This window comes from Klebsiella aerogenes KCTC 2190 (assembly GCF_000215745.1).
Lineage (GTDB): Bacteria > Pseudomonadota > Gammaproteobacteria > Enterobacterales > Enterobacteriaceae > Klebsiella > Klebsiella aerogenes.
On sequence record NC_015663.1, the window covers coordinates 3,463,131 to 3,479,954 of the forward strand.

A 16,824-nucleotide genomic window follows, 5' to 3' on the forward strand; every position below is an offset into this window, starting at 1 on the left:
GCTATGTAATGCCCTTTTATTGGTTGCGTAGAAATATCACCTATGTTGCAACTTTGTGCAACCTTGTTAATTGTAACCTGGCTAGCAAGCTGAGAAATGAATGAATTGTTAATAGTCTTGATAAGAATTTCCAATAAATAGCCTCATTCAAATAACGTATTTATCTGCGTTGCTTAACAGTTTTTTCAGGTGCAACCCGTAAAAACGTGAGGGAGTGCAACCTATAGAAAATTGCTATTTTTCCTGAGACAACTTTCGTGTAAATGCTGTGTTAAATCGTTTGTGAAATACCGACGCATCCGTCAGGATACGCTCGCCCAATACAACCAATACGCCATTACCCCGTTCCGGTAGTGGCTAAAACGACAAAGTTGGACGTTGTCGAAATAAATTCTGGAGATTTGCATGGCTATTAGCACACCCATGTTGGTGACGTTTATTGTTTATATTTTTGGCATGGTACTGATAGGTTTTATTGCCTGGCGCTCAACCAAGAACTTTGATGATTATATTCTCGGCGGGCGTAGCCTCGGGCCGTTTGTTACCGCGCTCTCTGCCGGTGCATCGGATATGAGCGGCTGGCTGCTGATGGGGCTTCCGGGAGCAATTTTCCTCTCCGGGATTTCCGAAAGCTGGATCGCCATCGGCCTGACGCTGGGGGCGTGGATTAACTGGAAACTGGTGGCCGGGCGTCTGCGCGTGCATACCGAAGTCAACAACAATGCCCTGACGCTGCCGGACTATTTTACCGGTCGTTTCGAAGATAAAAGCCGCGTGCTGCGTATTATCTCCGCGCTGGTTATCCTGCTGTTTTTCACTATTTATTGTGCTTCCGGGATTGTTGCCGGCGCGCGCCTGTTCGAAAGCACTTTCGGTATGAGCTATGAAACCGCGCTGTGGGCCGGCGCTGCTGCGACGATCGTTTATACCTTCGTGGGCGGTTTCCTGGCGGTGAGCTGGACCGATACCGTGCAGGCCAGCCTGATGATCTTCGCGCTGATTTTAACGCCGGTGATGGTGATTATCTCGGTCGGCGGTTTCGGCGATTCGCTGGAGGTGATTAAGCAAAAAAGCATCGAAAATATCGACATGCTTAAGGGACTGAACTTCGTGGCGATTATTTCGCTGATGGGTTGGGGTCTGGGTTATTTCGGTCAGCCGCATATTCTGGCGCGCTTTATGGCGGCGGATTCGCACCACAGTATCGTTCATGCCCGTCGTATTAGTATGACCTGGATGATCCTCTGTCTGGCGGGCGCGGTATCGGTCGGTTTCTTCGGTATCGCCTACTTTAATAACAACCCGAGCCTGGCGGGCGCGGTTAATCAGAACGCCGAACGGGTATTCATCGAGCTGGCGCAAATCCTGTTTAACCCGTGGATTGCCGGGATCCTGCTGTCGGCCATTCTGGCGGCGGTCATGTCGACCCTGAGCTGCCAGCTGCTGGTCTGCTCCAGCGCTATTACCGAAGATCTGTATAAAGCCTTCCTGCGTAAAAACGCCGGTCAGAAAGAGTTGGTCTGGATCGGCCGCTTCATGGTGCTGGTGGTAGCGCTGATTGCGATTGCGCTGGCCGCTAACCCGGAAAACCGCGTACTGGGTCTGGTCAGCTACGCATGGGCAGGCTTTGGCGCCGCCTTTGGCCCGGTAGTGCTGTTCTCGGTGATGTGGTCGCGTATGACCCGTAACGGCGCGCTGGCCGGGATGATCATTGGCGCGGTCACGGTTATCGTCTGGAAACAGTTCGGCTGGCTGGGACTGTATGAAATCATCCCTGGCTTCCTGTTCGGCAGTATCGGGATTGTGGTCTTCAGCCTGCTGGGCAAGGCGCCATCGGCGGCCATGCAGCAGCGTTTTGCTGAAGCGGACGCGCATTACCACTCTGCGCCGCCGGTACGCGCCACCGCTGAATAAAGTAGCGAGCGCCAGAAACCGCAACGGCTCCCATCAGGGAGCCGTTTTTTTTCGCTGCCTGTACGGCCCGGCGGAAAGCTACTGGCGGTAAGGCGGTTACTTCGCCGCGCCTTCGTTTACCCAGTTCATGAAGATCAGATACCCGATGGAGAGCAGGGTCGCGCCAATAAACATCCCGAGAATGCCATCGGTGGCCATGCCGCCCAACGCGCCGAGCAGAACGATCGGCATCGGCGCATCTACGCCGCGGCCCAACATCAGCGGTTTGAGGACGTTATCGACCATTCCCGCGACAATCAGCAGGACGGTAAACACGACATTCACCGCGGTGCCGTGGTCGCCGGTCATCCACATAATGGCAATCGCCGGGGCGGTGACTAGTATTACCGGAATCTGCGCGATGCCGAGCACCAGCGCCAGCACAAAGAAGATCCCGGCGGCCGGGATCCCCGCCAACGCAATGATAATTCCCGTCAGCAAGGCCTGAATCAGCGCCACGCCAATGACCCCCTGCGCCACGGCGCGAATAGTGCCGGTGCACAGGCGGCTCAGGGCAAGACCTTTATTTTCATCAGTGATACGGATAGCGATACGTTTAGCGCTGCTGGCGCCCGCCGCGCCCCAGGTCATGATGGCGCCGGCAACAATAAAGGAGAGGACAAAGCCCAGCAGCCCGCCGCCCATACTCGCCAGCACGCCGAGCACCAGTTTTGCCGCCTCGCCAATTTGCGCGTGATAGCTGCTCAGTACCGCCGGCAGGTCCGCCGAGGCCTTCAGCCAGAACGCATACAGCTTACCGCCGACGAGGGGAATAGAGGCGACGTTAGCCGAAGGCGGCGGCAGCGTCAGATCGCTTCCGCTGACTTTATCAATCAGGCTACCGGCGCTTTCGCCAAGCGAGGTCACCATGAAAATGGTCGGGATGACGATAATCAGCAGGCCGAATAACACTAATATGGTCGATGCCAGTCCCTGTCGCCCGCCTATACGTCGCGCGATGTGCTGATGTAAAGGATACAGCGTGACGGCCAGAATCAGCGCCCACAGCATCATGTTCAGGAACGGCGAGAAGACGGTAAAGCAGAAGGAGGCCAGCGCCAGTATCAAGCCGAACTTAATAAACATATCGAGAAAGCGGGTGACAATTCTTTTCTCAATATTAGTTAACTCATTATTTTCTATCATGAATTATTCCAGTTGTTATTTTACGCGGCCGCCAGGCCAGTTAAAAACGCTCAACTATAGAGAAGTCTTTGAAATAAAAAACGCAGGAAATAATTTAAAAAAGAATTTCGCCCAGGCTGTGTTTATCAGTGTAGAACAAAAGAAAATCTGCCGTATCGCCAGAGAGTAATGTTCGCGCATCTCTTGCTAATTCACTGAAAATACGCTGATATCTGTGTACAAAAAACAATGAGGATAGCAAATGAAATTACCCCAGGGCGCTGCGGCGCTGATCGTTGCCGCACTATTGGCAGGATGCGTGGCGCCATCCGAGAAAAGCGCCGCGCACGTTGATAATAACGGCTGTCAGGCGGATAACAGGATGATGCAAACCACCCTCTATTTCGGCCTTAGCCGCCCGGCGGGAAAAGATATTACCGCTCAGGAATGGCAGCAGTTTGTCGACCGCGATGTGACGCCGCGTTTTCGCGATGGCCTGACGGTATTTGACGCCCGCGGCCAGTGGCTAGGCAACAATGGCGCAGTCGCCCGCGAATCCAGCAAGGCGCTAATGCTGATTCATAGCAACGATGCGAAAAGCGAGCAGGGGATTGAAGCGTTGCGTAATACGTATAAGACGCGCTTTGCCCAGGAGTCCGTTATGCGCGTTGATCAGCCGGTCTGCGTACACTTCTGAAACGCAGGGCGGGGAGCTCCCCCGCCCGATGAGTTACAGCACCAGTCCGGCAAAACTGGCGGACAGCAGGCTCACCAGCGTCGCGCCATAGGCCAGACGCAGGCCGAAACGGGAAACGGTATTGCCTTGCTGCTCGTTAAGCCCTTTAATCGCCCCGGCAATAATGCCAATGGAGGCGAAGTTGGCAAACGAGACGAGGAACACGGAAAGGATCCCTAGCCCGCGCGGCGTCATGCTGGCGGCAATTTTCTGCAGCTCGATCATCGCCACGAATTCATTGGCAACCAGCTTGGTAGCCATAATACTACCGGCATTTAGCGCGTCGCTTAATGGAATACCCACCAGCCACGCCAGCGGATAAAATACGTAACCGAGGATTTGCTGGAAGCTTAAGCCGAAAACGGTCGCAAATAACGCATTAACGGCGCTAATCAGGGCGATAAAGCCGATTAGCATCGCCAGAATAATCATCGCCACCTTAAAGCCTGCCAGGATATATTCGCCCAGCATTTCAAAGAAGCTCTGCGATTCATGCATCTTCTCTAGCTTTATTTCTGCTTCGCTACCGGGGCGCGTAGGATTAATAATCGACAGCACAATAAAGGTGCTGAACATATTAAGAATCAACGCCGCTACCACGTATTTCGCATCAAGCATGGTCATATACGCGCCGACGATCGACAGTGATACCGTTGACATGGCGGTCGCCGCCATCGTGAACAGGCGACGTGAGGAGAGGTCCCCGAGTACGCCTTTGTAAGCAATAAAGTTTTCCGACTGGCCGAGGATCAGCGAGCTGACGGCATTGAATGATTCCAGCTTGCCCATGCCGTTCACCTTCGACAGCAGGGTGCCGATCAGACGAATAAAGATCGGCAGAATACGCCAGTGTTGCAGAATACCTATCAGCGCGGAAATAAAGACAATCGGACACAGTACGCCGAGGAAAATAAAGGCCAGCCCTTTTTCACCCATCCCGCCAAATACGAAATTGGTCCCTTCAGCGGCGAACCCGAGTAACGAAGCAAAAAATCCAGAAATATTTTTCACTACCCATAAACCGCTTTCAGCGTGAAGGAAAAAGAAAGCCAGGGCGATTTCAATAATAATTAACTGCAGAATGTAGCGAATGCGGATTTTTTGTCGGTCATAGCTGGCAAGCCAGGCGAGGGCGAGAATAACCGCCAGCGCCAGCAGGAAGTGCAAAATTTGAGTCATGTTATTTATTTCGCAGATAAATCAGGACCGCCATTTAGCCACAGCGCTCCGGCCCGGTAAATATGTGGCATAAAAAATCATGCTATTTGCCATTTTAATGCTTAGTTGGTGAGGTATTTTCGCAAGTGACTATTTTGTAGCGATTAATTTACAACTAGTCATCATTCCCTGAACATTTCGCTTGTGTTTCTCATTGTTGTAATGATAATCACTATCAGAAATATTTACCTATCTTTGCATCCGTTGACTGCGGTTCACATTTAAGGGTTTCGGCATGTTTGTTCCATTTCTCATCATGTTACGCGAAGGGCTGGAAGCCGCGCTGATTGTCAGCCTGATTGCCAGCTATTTAAAACGAACCCAGCGCGGCAACTGGATCGGCGTCATGTGGATTGGCGTATTCCTCGCGGCGGCGCTCTGTCTCGGGTTAGGGGTTTTTATCAACGAGACCACCGGAGAATTTCCGCAGCGCGAGCAGGAGCTGTTTGAAGGCATCGTGGCGGTGATAGCGGTATTTATTCTCACCTGGATGGTGTTCTGGATGCGTAAAGTGTCGCGCAACGTCAAACAACAGCTGGAGCAGGCGGTGGATAACGCGCTGCAGCGCGGGAATAACCACGGCTGGGCGCTGGTGATGATGGTGTTTTTTGCGGTTGCCCGCGAAGGCCTGGAGTCGGTTTTTTTCCTGCTGGCGGCATTCCAGCAGGATGTGGGCATCTGGCCGCCGCTGGGGGCGATGCTCGGCCTGGCGACGGCGGTGGTATTAGGCTTCCTGCTTTACTGGGGCGGTGTCCGCCTTAATCTCGGCGTGTTCTTCAAATGGACCAGTCTGTTTATCCTGCTGGTGGCGGCCGGTCTGGCAGCCGGGGCGATTCGCGCCTTCCATGAGGCGGGACTGTGGAATTATTTCCAGAATGTCGCCTTTGATCTTAGCAACGTGGTATCGACGCATACGCTGTTCGGCACGCTGCTGGAAGGCATCTTTGGTTATCAGGAGACGCCCACCGTCAGCGAAGTGGCGGTTTATCTTCTCTATTTGATCCCGGCACTGGTGTGTTTTGCCTTGCCGCCGGGCAGCAAAACGACAGCATCGCGGGCCGCGTAATTCAGGTGCCGCTGATTAATATAGTTACAACATACTTTTCGAAAGGGATGGCCATGATAATTCAATTTCGCCGTACTGCGCTGCAGTTAACCGTCGCCGCGCTGTTCAGTTCCGCATGCTACGCTCAGGCTGCGGATATTCCGCAAGTAAAAGTTACCGTCAACGACAAGCAGTGCGAACCGATGAATGTGACGGTGAAGGCGGGTAAAACCCAGTTCATCATTCAGAACCACAGCCAGAAAGCGCTGGAGTGGGAGATCCTGAAAGGCGTAATGGTGGTCGAGGAGCGTGAAAATATCGCGCCGGGATTCACGCAAAAATTGACGGCTAACCTACAGCCGGGCGAATACGATATGACCTGTGGCCTGCTGACTAATCCGAAAGGAAAGCTGATTGTCACCGGTGAAACCAGCAAAGATGCGGCGAAAGCCGATGCGGTGCTAAGTCTTGGCGAGGCGATTACTGCGTATAAAGCCTACGTCACCGCGGAAACCACGCAGCTGGTTAGCGGTACTAAAGCCTTTACCGATGCGGTAAAAGCTGGCGATATCGAGAAAGCGAAGGCGCTGTATGCCCCGACCCGTCAGCACTACGAGCGCATCGAACCGATTGCGGAACTGTTCTCTGACCTCGACGGCAGCATTGACGCCCGTGAAGACGATTTCGAGAAAAAAGCCGAAGATCCGAAATTTACCGGCTTTCACCGTCTGGAAAAAGCGCTGTTTGGCGATAACAGCGTTAAAGGGATGGAAAACTATGCTGAACAGTTGAACAGCGATGTGCTGGAACTGCAAAAACGCATTAGCGAGCTGGCCTTCCCGCCGTCGAAAGTGGTAGGCGGCGCGGCGGGGCTGATTGAAGAAGTGGCGGCCAGCAAAATTAGCGGTGAAGAAGATCGCTATAGCCATACCGACCTGTGGGATTTCCAGGCCAATATCGACGGCGCACAGAAAATCGTCGACCTGCTGCGCCCGCAGCTGCAAAAGGATAATAGCGCGCTGCTGGCCAAAGTTGACGCCAACTTCAAAAAAGTTGATGTCATCCTTGCTAAATACCGCACGAAAGACGGTTTCGAGACCTATGACAAACTTACCACCGCTGACCGTAATGCGCTGAAAGGGCCGATCACGACGCTGGCAGAAGATCTGGCTCAACTACGCGGAATTTTGGGCCTGGATTAATTCGATGACACAACAGAAACCTCGCGACGTGAATGAACCGTCACGTCGCCGCTTACTGAAGGGGATCGGCGCGCTTGGCGGCGCGCTGGCCATCAGCGGCGGTTGCCCGATGGTGCAGGCGGCGAAAGCGGAAAGCTCCCCCGGCACGCTCGCACCCGATGCGCGTCAGGAAAAACAGCCATTTTATGGCCCGCATCAGGCGGGCATCCTGACGCCACAGCAGGCCTCGATGATGCTGGTGGCGTTTGATGTGCTGGCGGCGGATAAAGCTGACCTCGAACGCCTGTTCCGCTTGCTGACTCAGCGGATCGCCTTTTTAACCGCAGGCGGTCCGGCACCGGATACCCCGAATCCCCGATTGCCGCCGATGGATTCCGGGATTTTAGGGCCGTGGATTGCGCCGGATAACCTGACTATCACCGTCTCAGTCGGCCATTCGCTGTTCGATGAGCGCTTTGGATTAGCGGACAAAGCGCCTAAAAAACTGCAGGCAATGACGCGTTTCCCGAATGATTCGCTGGATGCTGCACTGTGCCATGGCGATCTGCTACTGCAGATTTGCGCCAATACCCAGGATACGGTGATTCACGCACTACGTGACATTATCAAGCACACGCCCGATCTGCTGAGCGTGCGCTGGAAGCGGGAAGGGTTTATCTCTGATAGCGCGGCCCGTAGCAAAGGCAAAGAGACGCCAATTAACCTGCTGGGCTTTAAAGACGGTACCGCTAATCCGTCGAGCCAGGATAAAGCGCTAATGGATAACGTGGTGTGGGTTACTGCCGACCAGGGCGAACCGGCCTGGGCGATCGGCGGTAGTTATCAGGCAGCACGTATCATTCAGTTCCACGTTGAGTTCTGGGATCGTACGCCGCTGAAAGAGCAGCAGACGATTTTTGGTCGCGATAAACATTCTGGCGCGCCGTTGGGGATGAAACATGAACATGATGTTCCGGATTATAGTCGCGATCCGAATGGTGAAGTGATCGCCCTTGATAGCCATATTCGTCTTGCGAACCCGCGTACGCCTGAGACGCAATCCAGCCTGATGATGCGCCGCGGTTACAGCTATTCGTTGGGGATCACCAACTCCGGACAACTGGATATGGGGTTATTGTTCGTTTGCTATCAGCACGATCTGGAAAAGGGATTCCTGACGGTGCAGAAACGGCTGAACGGCGAGGCCCTGGAGGAGTACGTTAAACCGATTGGTGGTGGATACTTCTTTGTGTTGCCCGGCGTGATGAACGACCAGCATTATCTTGGACAATCTCTTTTGCAAGCCTGATACGCGTCCTGCCGGCGAAGGCAGGGCGTTTTCTGCTGTTTTTCTCGGATTCAATATATTTCCTGCCATGTGTTATATTTCTGTAATACAAATGACGGATAGTTTTCTATAGTAAATTGAGAAATCATTGTTGCGTCAATGTAAAAAATAAGTTGCATTAAGAATATTTTTTGATGTACTTATTACATACGCGGTAGTTCCCGGCAGTGATGTCGCTCACTATGGAGATCGCGAATGGTAAGGTCCTGTAGCGGACAACGTAAAACCACATACCGTACTTTCCAGCACGGAGGCCCAGCTTCCGGCAGCGATTTTCACTCTGTAACCCCAATCTCTTCCACTATTAATCAGGCTAACTCTGGCAGGGTACGCGGTGCGCGTAGCCGCGGCTCGTTGTCCATTCAACCGGCAAGCAATGGCTTACAAGGAAGCCAAACCTCAATCGTTCGTGCGCATAATCGCGTTGCTCTTGACGCGCGTGATGTAAACCAACAACGCAAGGTGCTATCCATGGGAAGACAAAAAGCAGTGATCAAAGCTCGTCGTGAGGCAAAACGTGTGCTGAGACGGGATTCGCGTAGCCATAAACAACGTGAAGAAGAATCGGTCACATCGCTTGTGCAAATGAGTGGCGTAGAAGCAATCGGCATGGCGCGGGATAGCCGCGATCTTTCGCCGATTGAAGCGCGTAATGAAGCTCAGGCGCATTATTTGAATGCCATCGACAATAAACAGCTGATTTTCGCCACCGGCGAAGCCGGGTGCGGGAAGACCTGGATCAGCGCGGCTAAAGCAGCTGAAGCCCTGATCCATAAGGATGTGGACAGAATTATTGTTACCCGTCCCGTTCTACAGGCCGACGAAGATCTCGGCTTCTTACCGGGAGATATCGCCGAAAAGTTCGCTCCTTATTTCCGACCAGTATATGACGTACTGGTGAAGCGGTTGGGCGCTTCCTTTATGCAATACTGCCTGCGTCCGGAAATCGGCAAGGTAGAAATCGCGCCGTTCGCCTATATGCGCGGACGCACCTTTGAAAACGCGGTGGTGATTCTGGACGAGGCCCAGAACGTGACCGCGGCGCAAATGAAGATGTTTTTGACCCGCCTCGGGGAGAACGTCACGGTGATCGTCAACGGCGATATTACCCAGTGTGATTTGCCCTCTGGCGTAAAATCAGGACTGAGTGACGCGCTGTCGCGTTTTGAAGAAGACGACATGATTGGCATCGTGCGCTTTACCACCGATGACTGCGTGCGTTCAACGCTTTGCCAGCGAACGTTGAAAGCCTATTATTAAACGCTAGTGAGTGTGCAAAGCCCGGGATGTCCCGGGCTTTGTTGTTTTTGCAACATTTCCCCGGCGGCGCTGCGCCTGGACGGGCTACTGGCTGGTGGTGCGGCCTGTGGGATGGGTAGCCCGGGCGAGGTATTTGGAGTGACCACGCTCCGGTAGGCAGATTTGTCTACGGGCTTGGGGGCACCCCAAAAGTACCCCCTTAGATATGTTGTTTTGTTAAACACAGCCAGTTTGAAGGTTCATTAACCTTCGAGTTTGTATATTAATTAAAACGAACGAGATGGCTGCAATCAGTCCTGTTCCAGCAAAAACGATAAACCATCCCATAACTGAGACTTGATTTGCCATTAACAGTCCGCCTAATGTGGGGCCAAGTAATCCACCAATTCTACCCAAAGAATTTGGTAAGCCGATTGCGACCGTTCTCAAATCATGTGGATAATGCTGAGCGATAAACGCATTAACGAGCGAATGAGCTGCAAACAAGAAAAAACCAACAAGGGTAATTAATACATATAGTACAACAATTGTGGATTTAACCCCCATCAGAATCAGACAAACAGAACCAATAAAGTAAATACTCGGCATTAGAATGGCAAATCCCTTTTTGTCTGCTACAGAACCCCAATAAATTGCACCTGCTATTGCCCCTGCACATAAAAAAATTGTGAAAGCAATACTAGAACCAAGAGCATATCCTGCATTTGTCATAACGCCCGGGAGCCACACAATTACACCATTAATAAACAAAAGCCCCATGATGGCAATAACACAAGCTAAGAATGAAATAAGTGCATATTTTCTGCCAAACAAATCTTTATAATGAACCTTGTTAGAATCTATTTCTATTGTGAAATTATTAACGGCACTCTCAATATCTATGTTAGCGCTATAGTCTTTGTCAATTCTGTACAGTACATTTTTTAACCCTGCCACATCTTTGTTTTTTAGCATGAAATGGGCACTTTCAGGCATTGTTTTTATTATATATGGTAACAATAATACAGGTATTATGCCTAACCAAAAAACGGGTCTCCATTGTCCTACTTGAGTCGTAACATATATTGCAACAAAAGAAGCAATGATTGCTCCAAATTGATTTCCACATAATGCAGTAGCAACTGATTTACTTTTGCTTGTTTTCGGTGCGTATTCAGATAACAGAGATATAACAAGAGGGATTACGCCCCCAAATCCAAATCCTGCGATAAATCTTAATATGGCAAAAACTTCTATTGTTGGGGAGAAGGCTTGACTAAATGTACCTACGCAGAAAAACATTACACTTATAATTAGTACTCGTTTTATACCAAATCGTCTTGATATGACACTCCACACGAGAGCGCCGAACAACGATCCAAATTCTGACAAACTACCCACATATCCAAGTTGATCCCAATCCAAGCCAGTCCATTCTTTGAAAAGCATAGGAATTATTGAACCATAAGCAGGTGCAGCGTATCCAGTAAATGTAATTAAAAACACACCCAAGATAACCAAGTTTGCATCAAACCTGCTAAATTTCCTTGACTCAATAAACTTTATTATGTCATTGTTCATACGACGCCTCGTGGTAACATTAACAACTTATTATTTTTAATAGCTATTTCATAACCATTTGTGACTGCCAGCAGTAATATTTTTTGTAAAACTTTTGATATTTTTTGATGAAATTCCCTCTCTCAGTTATTAACTGATCCAGTAAATATACTATTTGCTAAATACACCACAATGAAAACAGACATCACAGACTTTGATGGTGCTATGAAGAGAAAGATTCATTGTGCGGAAATTGTAGTTTATTAATTTATACTCCAATCATTTCCAGGTGAATTGATCATCAGCAATATGCGTTAAACAGTTATTTGATAGTATTTTAGATACCGTAGCGCTGTGAAATCGATTTTGCAGATACGAGGTATCGCTCCAGCAAATAGAATAAGGCAGGATGTTTTTTATTAGATTTGACCCATGTTTTATATCACTATAATGAGCAATGTGTCACATTTTTTGTTAGAGGGGTTTGACTTTTTCATTGAAGCAGAGTGCCTTAATAAGGCGCTGTTACGAAATAGCTGCGCGGTATAGTAGAGCACATTGAGAGTGCTCGGTCCAGATTGAGCGATGCCAATCACAGCACCAATTTCTCGTGACGAAAGACGTCTGATGTAGAAAGCAATTCATTGAACGCACGATAAAAATTATGCCCGCATCGTAGGCTGATGCTGATGCTCGCGTCAATAACGTTGCCAGAAAGCTCTATTGCGTCCGTTCCTCCGTCGGGTATTGGATTAACTGGTCCACACAGTCGGCATTGAAAGGCTGAAATCATTACCCGCCGCTGGCAGCCATCAGCTGGACCGGTATGGCAGTAGGGCTGCGTCAACTCTGCGCCGCATAAAGATGAAAGTATGGCGGTAATTAACAAAACACTGGACGAATGTAGTGATGAGTATCCGGTCTTTTATGAAGATAAAATGGATATCCATCTTCATCCCAAAATCGGTGCGGACTGGCAACTGCTTGGACAGCAAAAATGAGTGATAACGCCGGGACAGAATGAAAAATATTATCTGGCTGGCGTGCTGCAGGGCAGGTAAGGTCAGTAATGTGGGTGGAAACAGTAAAAGTGCTGTTATATTTATCAGTCAGTTAAAATATCTGAAGGAGGCGTATCGATGAGATAAATGATAACGCTTATGTTGGACAATTACATTATTGACAAAAGTCGGGAAACACTGTGCTGACTGAAGCAGAACCCGAAGTTCATGGGGATTTATCATTCGGTTTACTAACCATAGGTAAATCATGTTGAACGGCTATGGTAGATGCTTCACGACACAATAACGCGCAACCATCTGCGTTGTTTAATGTGGCAGTTGTTTAAAAAAACATTATTTTATGGAAACAGCCAGCCCATTCTCCTAAGGAAAACATGGGCTGGCAAAAGTGTAGCGGTATTCAGCGCAGCTATTAGATATACAATGGTTATGTTGAGTGACAATTCCTGAATCTACCAGTTCTTCCTCGTATAAGTTCATGTCGGTTAGCATTTGTGATGAGCACCAGACCTTAATGGAGAATACGGAGCTGTTGAGTTGTTCACTTTTATAGTGATCGTATTGCGCCGATGGTACTTTCTTTCGATCCTAAGTCATCCTCAAAAAATGTAAATAATTCTGCTTGTGATACTAATTACCAAGTGCAATTTTGAATGAGTATTATATAACAATACGATTTGAAAATGTTGTCATCAATAATAAAAAAAGAATAATGATTTTGAAAGAAGGGTGATCAGAATACTCTTTCAATGAAGTTAGATAAAAACTCTTAAATATTCTGATATTGAAATGATTAGATACAGTGTAAAATTTAATATTCTATCTAACAGTATATGATTTTAAAATCAGTACTTGAAGTTAAGAGTATATTGCATTGTTGGCATATTTAATAATTGTTACTGTGGATACCTAGTATCGGTTTCACAGATACTAAGTAATTAGCTGGCTAATATATTATTTTGAAATAGGAAGGTAATGGTAGTGATAAGTTGCCATCACGTTTCTCGTGTTAACGTCATGAAAATAAAGACATAAAAAAATTCTCATCGATAATTATTGATCATTTGATTAAAAACAGAACAATCATTTAATTATTTAATTAAATCGAACTACTTCAATACTAGAAAAAACTCAATCATTTTTATAACTATATGTATATATTGACTTTTATTTTTCTTATGGCGTTTTCGAGATTCGGCTAATCATTAAAATATTGAAACATTGATCACAGAAATATAATTCTTGAATTGAATGTTATGAAATAATTGCATTATTTTATTCCTAGATATCGAAGCATTCTAAGTTTGATATTTTTTTGCATTGTCTAGTGCTTGCTGACGCTGAGAACGTAGGATGTCTCATTAACGAAGTGATTAACTAGAGCTCAAGTTATTTCTTTCGAAGGATTTTCAGTGATGGTCATGAATATGAACGTTTACAATACTGAGTCTGTGATGCTAAAGGTTGATAATGGGCCAGATTCACTTAATCTATTCGGTTTTGCATTGGATAGTTTTATTGATATTCATACGGATATGTTAAAGGATTATTTGCAATTAGATAGTGCAAATGCCGAAACTGTTAACAGAGAATCCTCCATGACGGATAAGAACATTGGCCCATCGCTTAGTGCTTTGTTGTTTTCGGTTACAGGTTTTTATGACGAGTGATTTGCTCTTAATCAAGAGCCCTCTTAAGACTTCAATATTATAAAAATAACATAATTTATTATCGAATAAATATATTGAAAACAATGAGCCTATAAGGCTATGTATATTTTAGTGTGTCATTTAAGTGTTGAAATAGGTGAAGAAAATAATGGATATTCGCTTAAGGAAAATCAGTGCCCTGGGTTTATTAAGTTTATTGTCGTTTAGCATGGCGAATGCAGCTGTAATTTATGATAAAAATGGTAATGAATTGGATTTATATGGGAAATTAGTTGCTAAGGGGAAATACAGTTTTTCAAAAGGCCATGCTCACAAAGATTCTGGATTTGGTTCAATTGGCTTCAGAGGGAAAACTAGAGTTACTGACGAACTGGAAGGGTATGGTCAGTGGGAATATCGTGCGTATACAAATTCATACGAAGGTAATCAAAGTACTGAGACTCGTATCGCTTTCTCTGGGATGAAATACGATAATTTGGGTTCGATAGATTATGGGAGGAATTATGGAATCCTTTATGATGTAGAGTCATATACCGATCGAGCACCATCTCATTCAGCTATGACCTGGGGGGGGAATTACGGTGACAATTTCATGACCAGTCGCGCAGGCGGTGTATTGACCTATCGGAATCATGACTTTTTCGGTCTGCTAGATGGGCTGAGTTTTGGTATTCAGTATCAGGGTAAGAATGACCGCTCAAATGTTAACACATCTAATGGTGATGGTATTGGCTATTCTATCGGTTATGAGTTTGATAGTGGTATTAGTATTATTAGCGCGTATAGTAACTCAAGTCGCACCTCAGATCAAAAATTAGATGGGAAAGGAAATAAGGCAGAAGCATGGGCGGTTGGTGTTAAATATGATGCTAATAGTATATATCTGGCTACATTATATGCTGAAACGAGAAATACTACTCGTACTGGTTCAACCGGAAATGCTGGTTTTGCCAATAAAGCAGAAAACTTTGAAATAATTGCTCAGTATGTATTTGACTCAGGTCTCATGCCATCATTGTCGTATGTGCAGTCGAAAGGTAAGGATTTAACTGCGAGGGGCTTATTTACGGGCGGAGATGCTGACCTGGCTAAGTTTGTTGAGGTTGGCGTGGCTTATTACTTTAATAAGAACTTTAAGGTATATGCCGACTATTATATTAATTTGCTGAACGATAATAGCTCTTACGTAAAATCAGTAGGTGGAATGAATGGAAGTGATGACGTAATGGCATTGAACGCAACTTACTATTTCTAATTTGTTATATATAAAGCTAAGGGCACAATTAGAACATGTGCTGTTTATATCACTATGAGATTGACGATTATGAATCAAAACATACTGAGTGCATTTATTGATAGCAGTAAATCGACAGGGTTCCATAAGCTATTACTAGGGGTTTGCACGTTTGTTATTATTTTTTCAGGCTATGAACTTTCAGTTTTCGGCGCTATCGTTCCGGTTGTTATTCGTGAGTGGGAAATTAGCCCTACAGAGATTGGTTTTATCGGTAGTTCAGCAATGTTTGGTATGATGTTTGGTGCAGTACTGCTAAGCTGGATGGCCGATAAATATGGTGTGAAGAAAATGTTGATATCCTCAATATTTATCTTTAATTTTTTTATCGTCATGGCAACATTTACAAATAATGGATTTACTTTTGGCCTTTGTCGCTTTATGGCTGGCGTGGGGAGTGGTGGTGCGACTCCCATTGTTATCTCCTTGCTCACGGAGTATTCACCCAAATCAAATAAGGCAAAAATGGTTGCAATTGCAATCTGTGGTAACCAGATTGGAGGGATGTTGGCTCCACTAGTAGCAATAAATGTGATGCCAAAATTTGGTTGGGAGCCAGTCTTATGGTTATCTATTGTTCCATTACTATTAATTCCTGTACTCATTAAGGTCATTCCAGAGTCAGCTAGATTTCTTGCAAAAACTAACCAAACTGAAAAACTTGACCGGATCCTAAAAAAAATTGATGTTGAGTACAAAGATACACAAACTAAAATTGAAAGGAGCATGAAAGGAATTCCTGTTGAAGGTAAGCCATCAGATAAAGTCTCATACTCCGTACTTTTTAATAAGAAATACTTTGTCGGTACAGTGCTGATAACATTAATTTATATTTGTGGACTGCTTACCATAAATGGCGTTAACATTTGGTTACCACAGGTTATGAACCAAAATGGTTATGCATTAGGTTCAAGTCTTACTTTCTCAATAGTTTTGAACTTAGGCACTCTGATTGGTACCATTCTTTGGGCTGCTGCAGTTGACAAAGTTGGTTTTAGAATCTTGATGCCAGTAATCTATATTGCTGGTTCAATAAGCCTATTCTGTATGGGAATTAGGGCAAATTTGATTATACTCTATTTATTCGTCGGTCTTATAGGCATGTTCGCATTTGCCGCCCATTCTCTAATGAACTCTTTCGCTTCACAGTATTATCCTGGTGAAATAAGAACTACGGGTGTCGGATTGGCTAACGCTACAGGTAGGGTTGGCGGTATGTTAGGGCCGATTATTGGCGGGATGCTTTTGACGGCTAATGTTTCATTAACAACATGGTTCCTGGCCTTTGCCATTCCTGGGGTTATTGCAGCACTATCGATGATTCTTATTAATGTACACAAACATTATATCAACAAAAGATATATGCTATCGAGTGAAATGCTCGCAAAACAATAGCATCGTAAACATATACGAAATGAGATAATAAAAAATCC

Annotated in this window: 12 protein-coding genes and 1 pseudogene; 10 read left to right on the forward strand and 3 right to left on the reverse strand. The window is 46.7% G+C overall.

Going from position 1 to position 16,824, the window contains the following annotated elements; all coding sequences use genetic code 11:
* The first annotated feature begins 405 nt into the window (after positions 1-405).
* Positions 406-1,914 carry a sodium/proline symporter PutP gene (putP, locus tag EAE_RS16315; protein WP_015704992.1) on the forward strand — a complete coding sequence of 503 codons (1,509 nt, stop codon included), beginning with the start codon at positions 406-408 and terminating at the stop codon, positions 1,912-1,914.
* A gap of 96 nt (positions 1,915-2,010) precedes the next feature.
* Here the strand turns inward: putP and EAE_RS16320 are convergent, their stop codons facing one another.
* Entirely contained in the window at positions 2,011-3,099 is a 1,089-nt protein-coding gene (locus tag EAE_RS16320; RefSeq protein ID WP_015704993.1) for an AI-2E family transporter, read from the reverse strand.
* A 241-nt stretch (positions 3,100-3,340) separates the two neighbouring features.
* Between EAE_RS16320 and EAE_RS16325 the strand changes: the two genes are divergently transcribed.
* Positions 3,341-3,775 (forward strand): DUF3574 domain-containing protein, encoded by a 435-nt coding sequence (locus EAE_RS16325; RefSeq protein ID WP_015704994.1) that lies wholly within the window; start codon positions 3,341-3,343, stop codon positions 3,773-3,775.
* Between the two features lie 33 nt (positions 3,776-3,808).
* Here EAE_RS16325 and EAE_RS16330 read toward each other — a convergent pair whose 3' ends face one another.
* Positions 3,809-4,993: a NupC/NupG family nucleoside CNT transporter gene (locus EAE_RS16330; RefSeq protein WP_015704995.1), complete on the reverse strand. Its 1,185-nt coding sequence runs from the start codon at positions 4,991-4,993 to the stop codon at positions 3,809-3,811.
* A 274-nt stretch (positions 4,994-5,267) separates the two neighbouring features.
* Between EAE_RS16330 and efeU the strand changes: the two genes are divergently transcribed.
* From efeU to phoH, 4 genes are all read left to right on the forward strand, one after another.
* On the forward strand, positions 5,268-6,098 hold the full coding sequence (gene efeU / locus EAE_RS16335; RefSeq protein WP_015367234.1) for an iron uptake transporter permease EfeU: 831 nt from the start codon (positions 5,268-5,270) through the stop codon (positions 6,096-6,098).
* A 53-nt stretch (positions 6,099-6,151) separates the two neighbouring features.
* A complete protein-coding gene (gene efeO, locus EAE_RS16340; RefSeq protein ID WP_015704996.1) occupies positions 6,152-7,279 on the forward strand; it encodes an iron uptake system protein EfeO in 1,128 nt (375 codons plus the stop codon).
* Positions 7,280-7,283: 4 nt separating this feature from the next.
* Positions 7,284-8,567 (forward strand): iron uptake transporter deferrochelatase/peroxidase subunit, encoded by a 1,284-nt coding sequence (gene efeB / locus EAE_RS16345; protein WP_015704997.1) that lies wholly within the window; start codon positions 7,284-7,286, stop codon positions 8,565-8,567.
* Between the two features lie 510 nt (positions 8,568-9,077).
* Positions 9,078-9,866 carry a phosphate starvation-inducible protein PhoH gene (gene phoH, locus EAE_RS16350; RefSeq protein WP_015367231.1) on the forward strand — a complete coding sequence of 263 codons (789 nt, stop codon included), beginning with the start codon at positions 9,078-9,080 and terminating at the stop codon, positions 9,864-9,866.
* 216 nt (positions 9,867-10,082) lie between these two features.
* Here phoH and EAE_RS16355 read toward each other — a convergent pair whose 3' ends face one another.
* Entirely contained in the window at positions 10,083-11,426 is a 1,344-nt protein-coding gene (locus EAE_RS16355; protein WP_015704998.1) for an MFS transporter, read from the reverse strand.
* Between the two features lie 618 nt (positions 11,427-12,044).
* On the opposite strand from EAE_RS16355, the pseudogene EAE_RS16360 reads away from it, so the two are divergent.
* The 4 genes and pseudogenes from EAE_RS16360 to EAE_RS16375 all read left to right on the forward strand — a co-directional run bounded on the left by EAE_RS16360 (position 12,045) and on the right by EAE_RS16375 (position 16,786).
* Positions 12,045-12,794 (forward strand): annotated as a pseudogene (locus EAE_RS16360) (transposase).
* A gap of 1,045 nt (positions 12,795-13,839) precedes the next feature.
* Positions 13,840-14,097 (forward strand): hypothetical protein, encoded by a 258-nt coding sequence (locus tag EAE_RS16365; RefSeq protein WP_164926748.1) that lies wholly within the window; start codon positions 13,840-13,842, stop codon positions 14,095-14,097.
* Between the two features lie 148 nt (positions 14,098-14,245).
* Positions 14,246-15,352 carry a porin gene (locus EAE_RS16370; protein WP_015705001.1) on the forward strand — a complete coding sequence of 369 codons (1,107 nt, stop codon included), beginning with the start codon at positions 14,246-14,248 and terminating at the stop codon, positions 15,350-15,352.
* A 69-nt stretch (positions 15,353-15,421) separates the two neighbouring features.
* Complete coding sequence (locus tag EAE_RS16375) at positions 15,422-16,786, forward strand: MFS transporter (RefSeq protein ID WP_015705002.1); 1,365 nt, start codon at positions 15,422-15,424, stop codon at positions 16,784-16,786.
* The last annotated feature ends 38 nt before the right edge of the window (positions 16,787-16,824 follow it).

Excerpts from the sequence above, each read along its gene's own strand:
- efeB (WP_015704997.1), top strand. The coding sequence starts at position 7,284 with ATGACACAACAGAAACCTCGCGACGTGAATGAACCGTCACGTCGCCGC.
- EAE_RS16355 (WP_015704998.1), bottom strand. The coding sequence starts at position 11,426 with ATGAACAATGACATAATAAAGTTTATTGAGTCAAGGAAATTTAGCAGG.
- EAE_RS16320 (WP_015704993.1), bottom strand. The coding sequence starts at position 3,099 with ATGATAGAAAATAATGAGTTAACTAATATTGAGAAAAGAATTGTCACC.
- efeU (WP_015367234.1), top strand. The coding sequence starts at position 5,268 with ATGTTTGTTCCATTTCTCATCATGTTACGCGAAGGGCTGGAAGCCGCG.
- putP (WP_015704992.1), top strand. The coding sequence starts at position 406 with ATGGCTATTAGCACACCCATGTTGGTGACGTTTATTGTTTATATTTTT.
- phoH (WP_015367231.1), top strand. The coding sequence starts at position 9,078 with ATGGGAAGACAAAAAGCAGTGATCAAAGCTCGTCGTGAGGCAAAACGT.
- efeO (WP_015704996.1), top strand. The coding sequence starts at position 6,152 with ATGATAATTCAATTTCGCCGTACTGCGCTGCAGTTAACCGTCGCCGCG.
- EAE_RS16325 (WP_015704994.1), top strand. The coding sequence starts at position 3,341 with ATGAAATTACCCCAGGGCGCTGCGGCGCTGATCGTTGCCGCACTATTG.
- EAE_RS16330 (WP_015704995.1), bottom strand. The coding sequence starts at position 4,993 with ATGACTCAAATTTTGCACTTCCTGCTGGCGCTGGCGGTTATTCTCGCC.
- EAE_RS16375 (WP_015705002.1), top strand. The coding sequence starts at position 15,422 with ATGAATCAAAACATACTGAGTGCATTTATTGATAGCAGTAAATCGACA.
- EAE_RS16370 (WP_015705001.1), top strand. The coding sequence starts at position 14,246 with ATGGATATTCGCTTAAGGAAAATCAGTGCCCTGGGTTTATTAAGTTTA.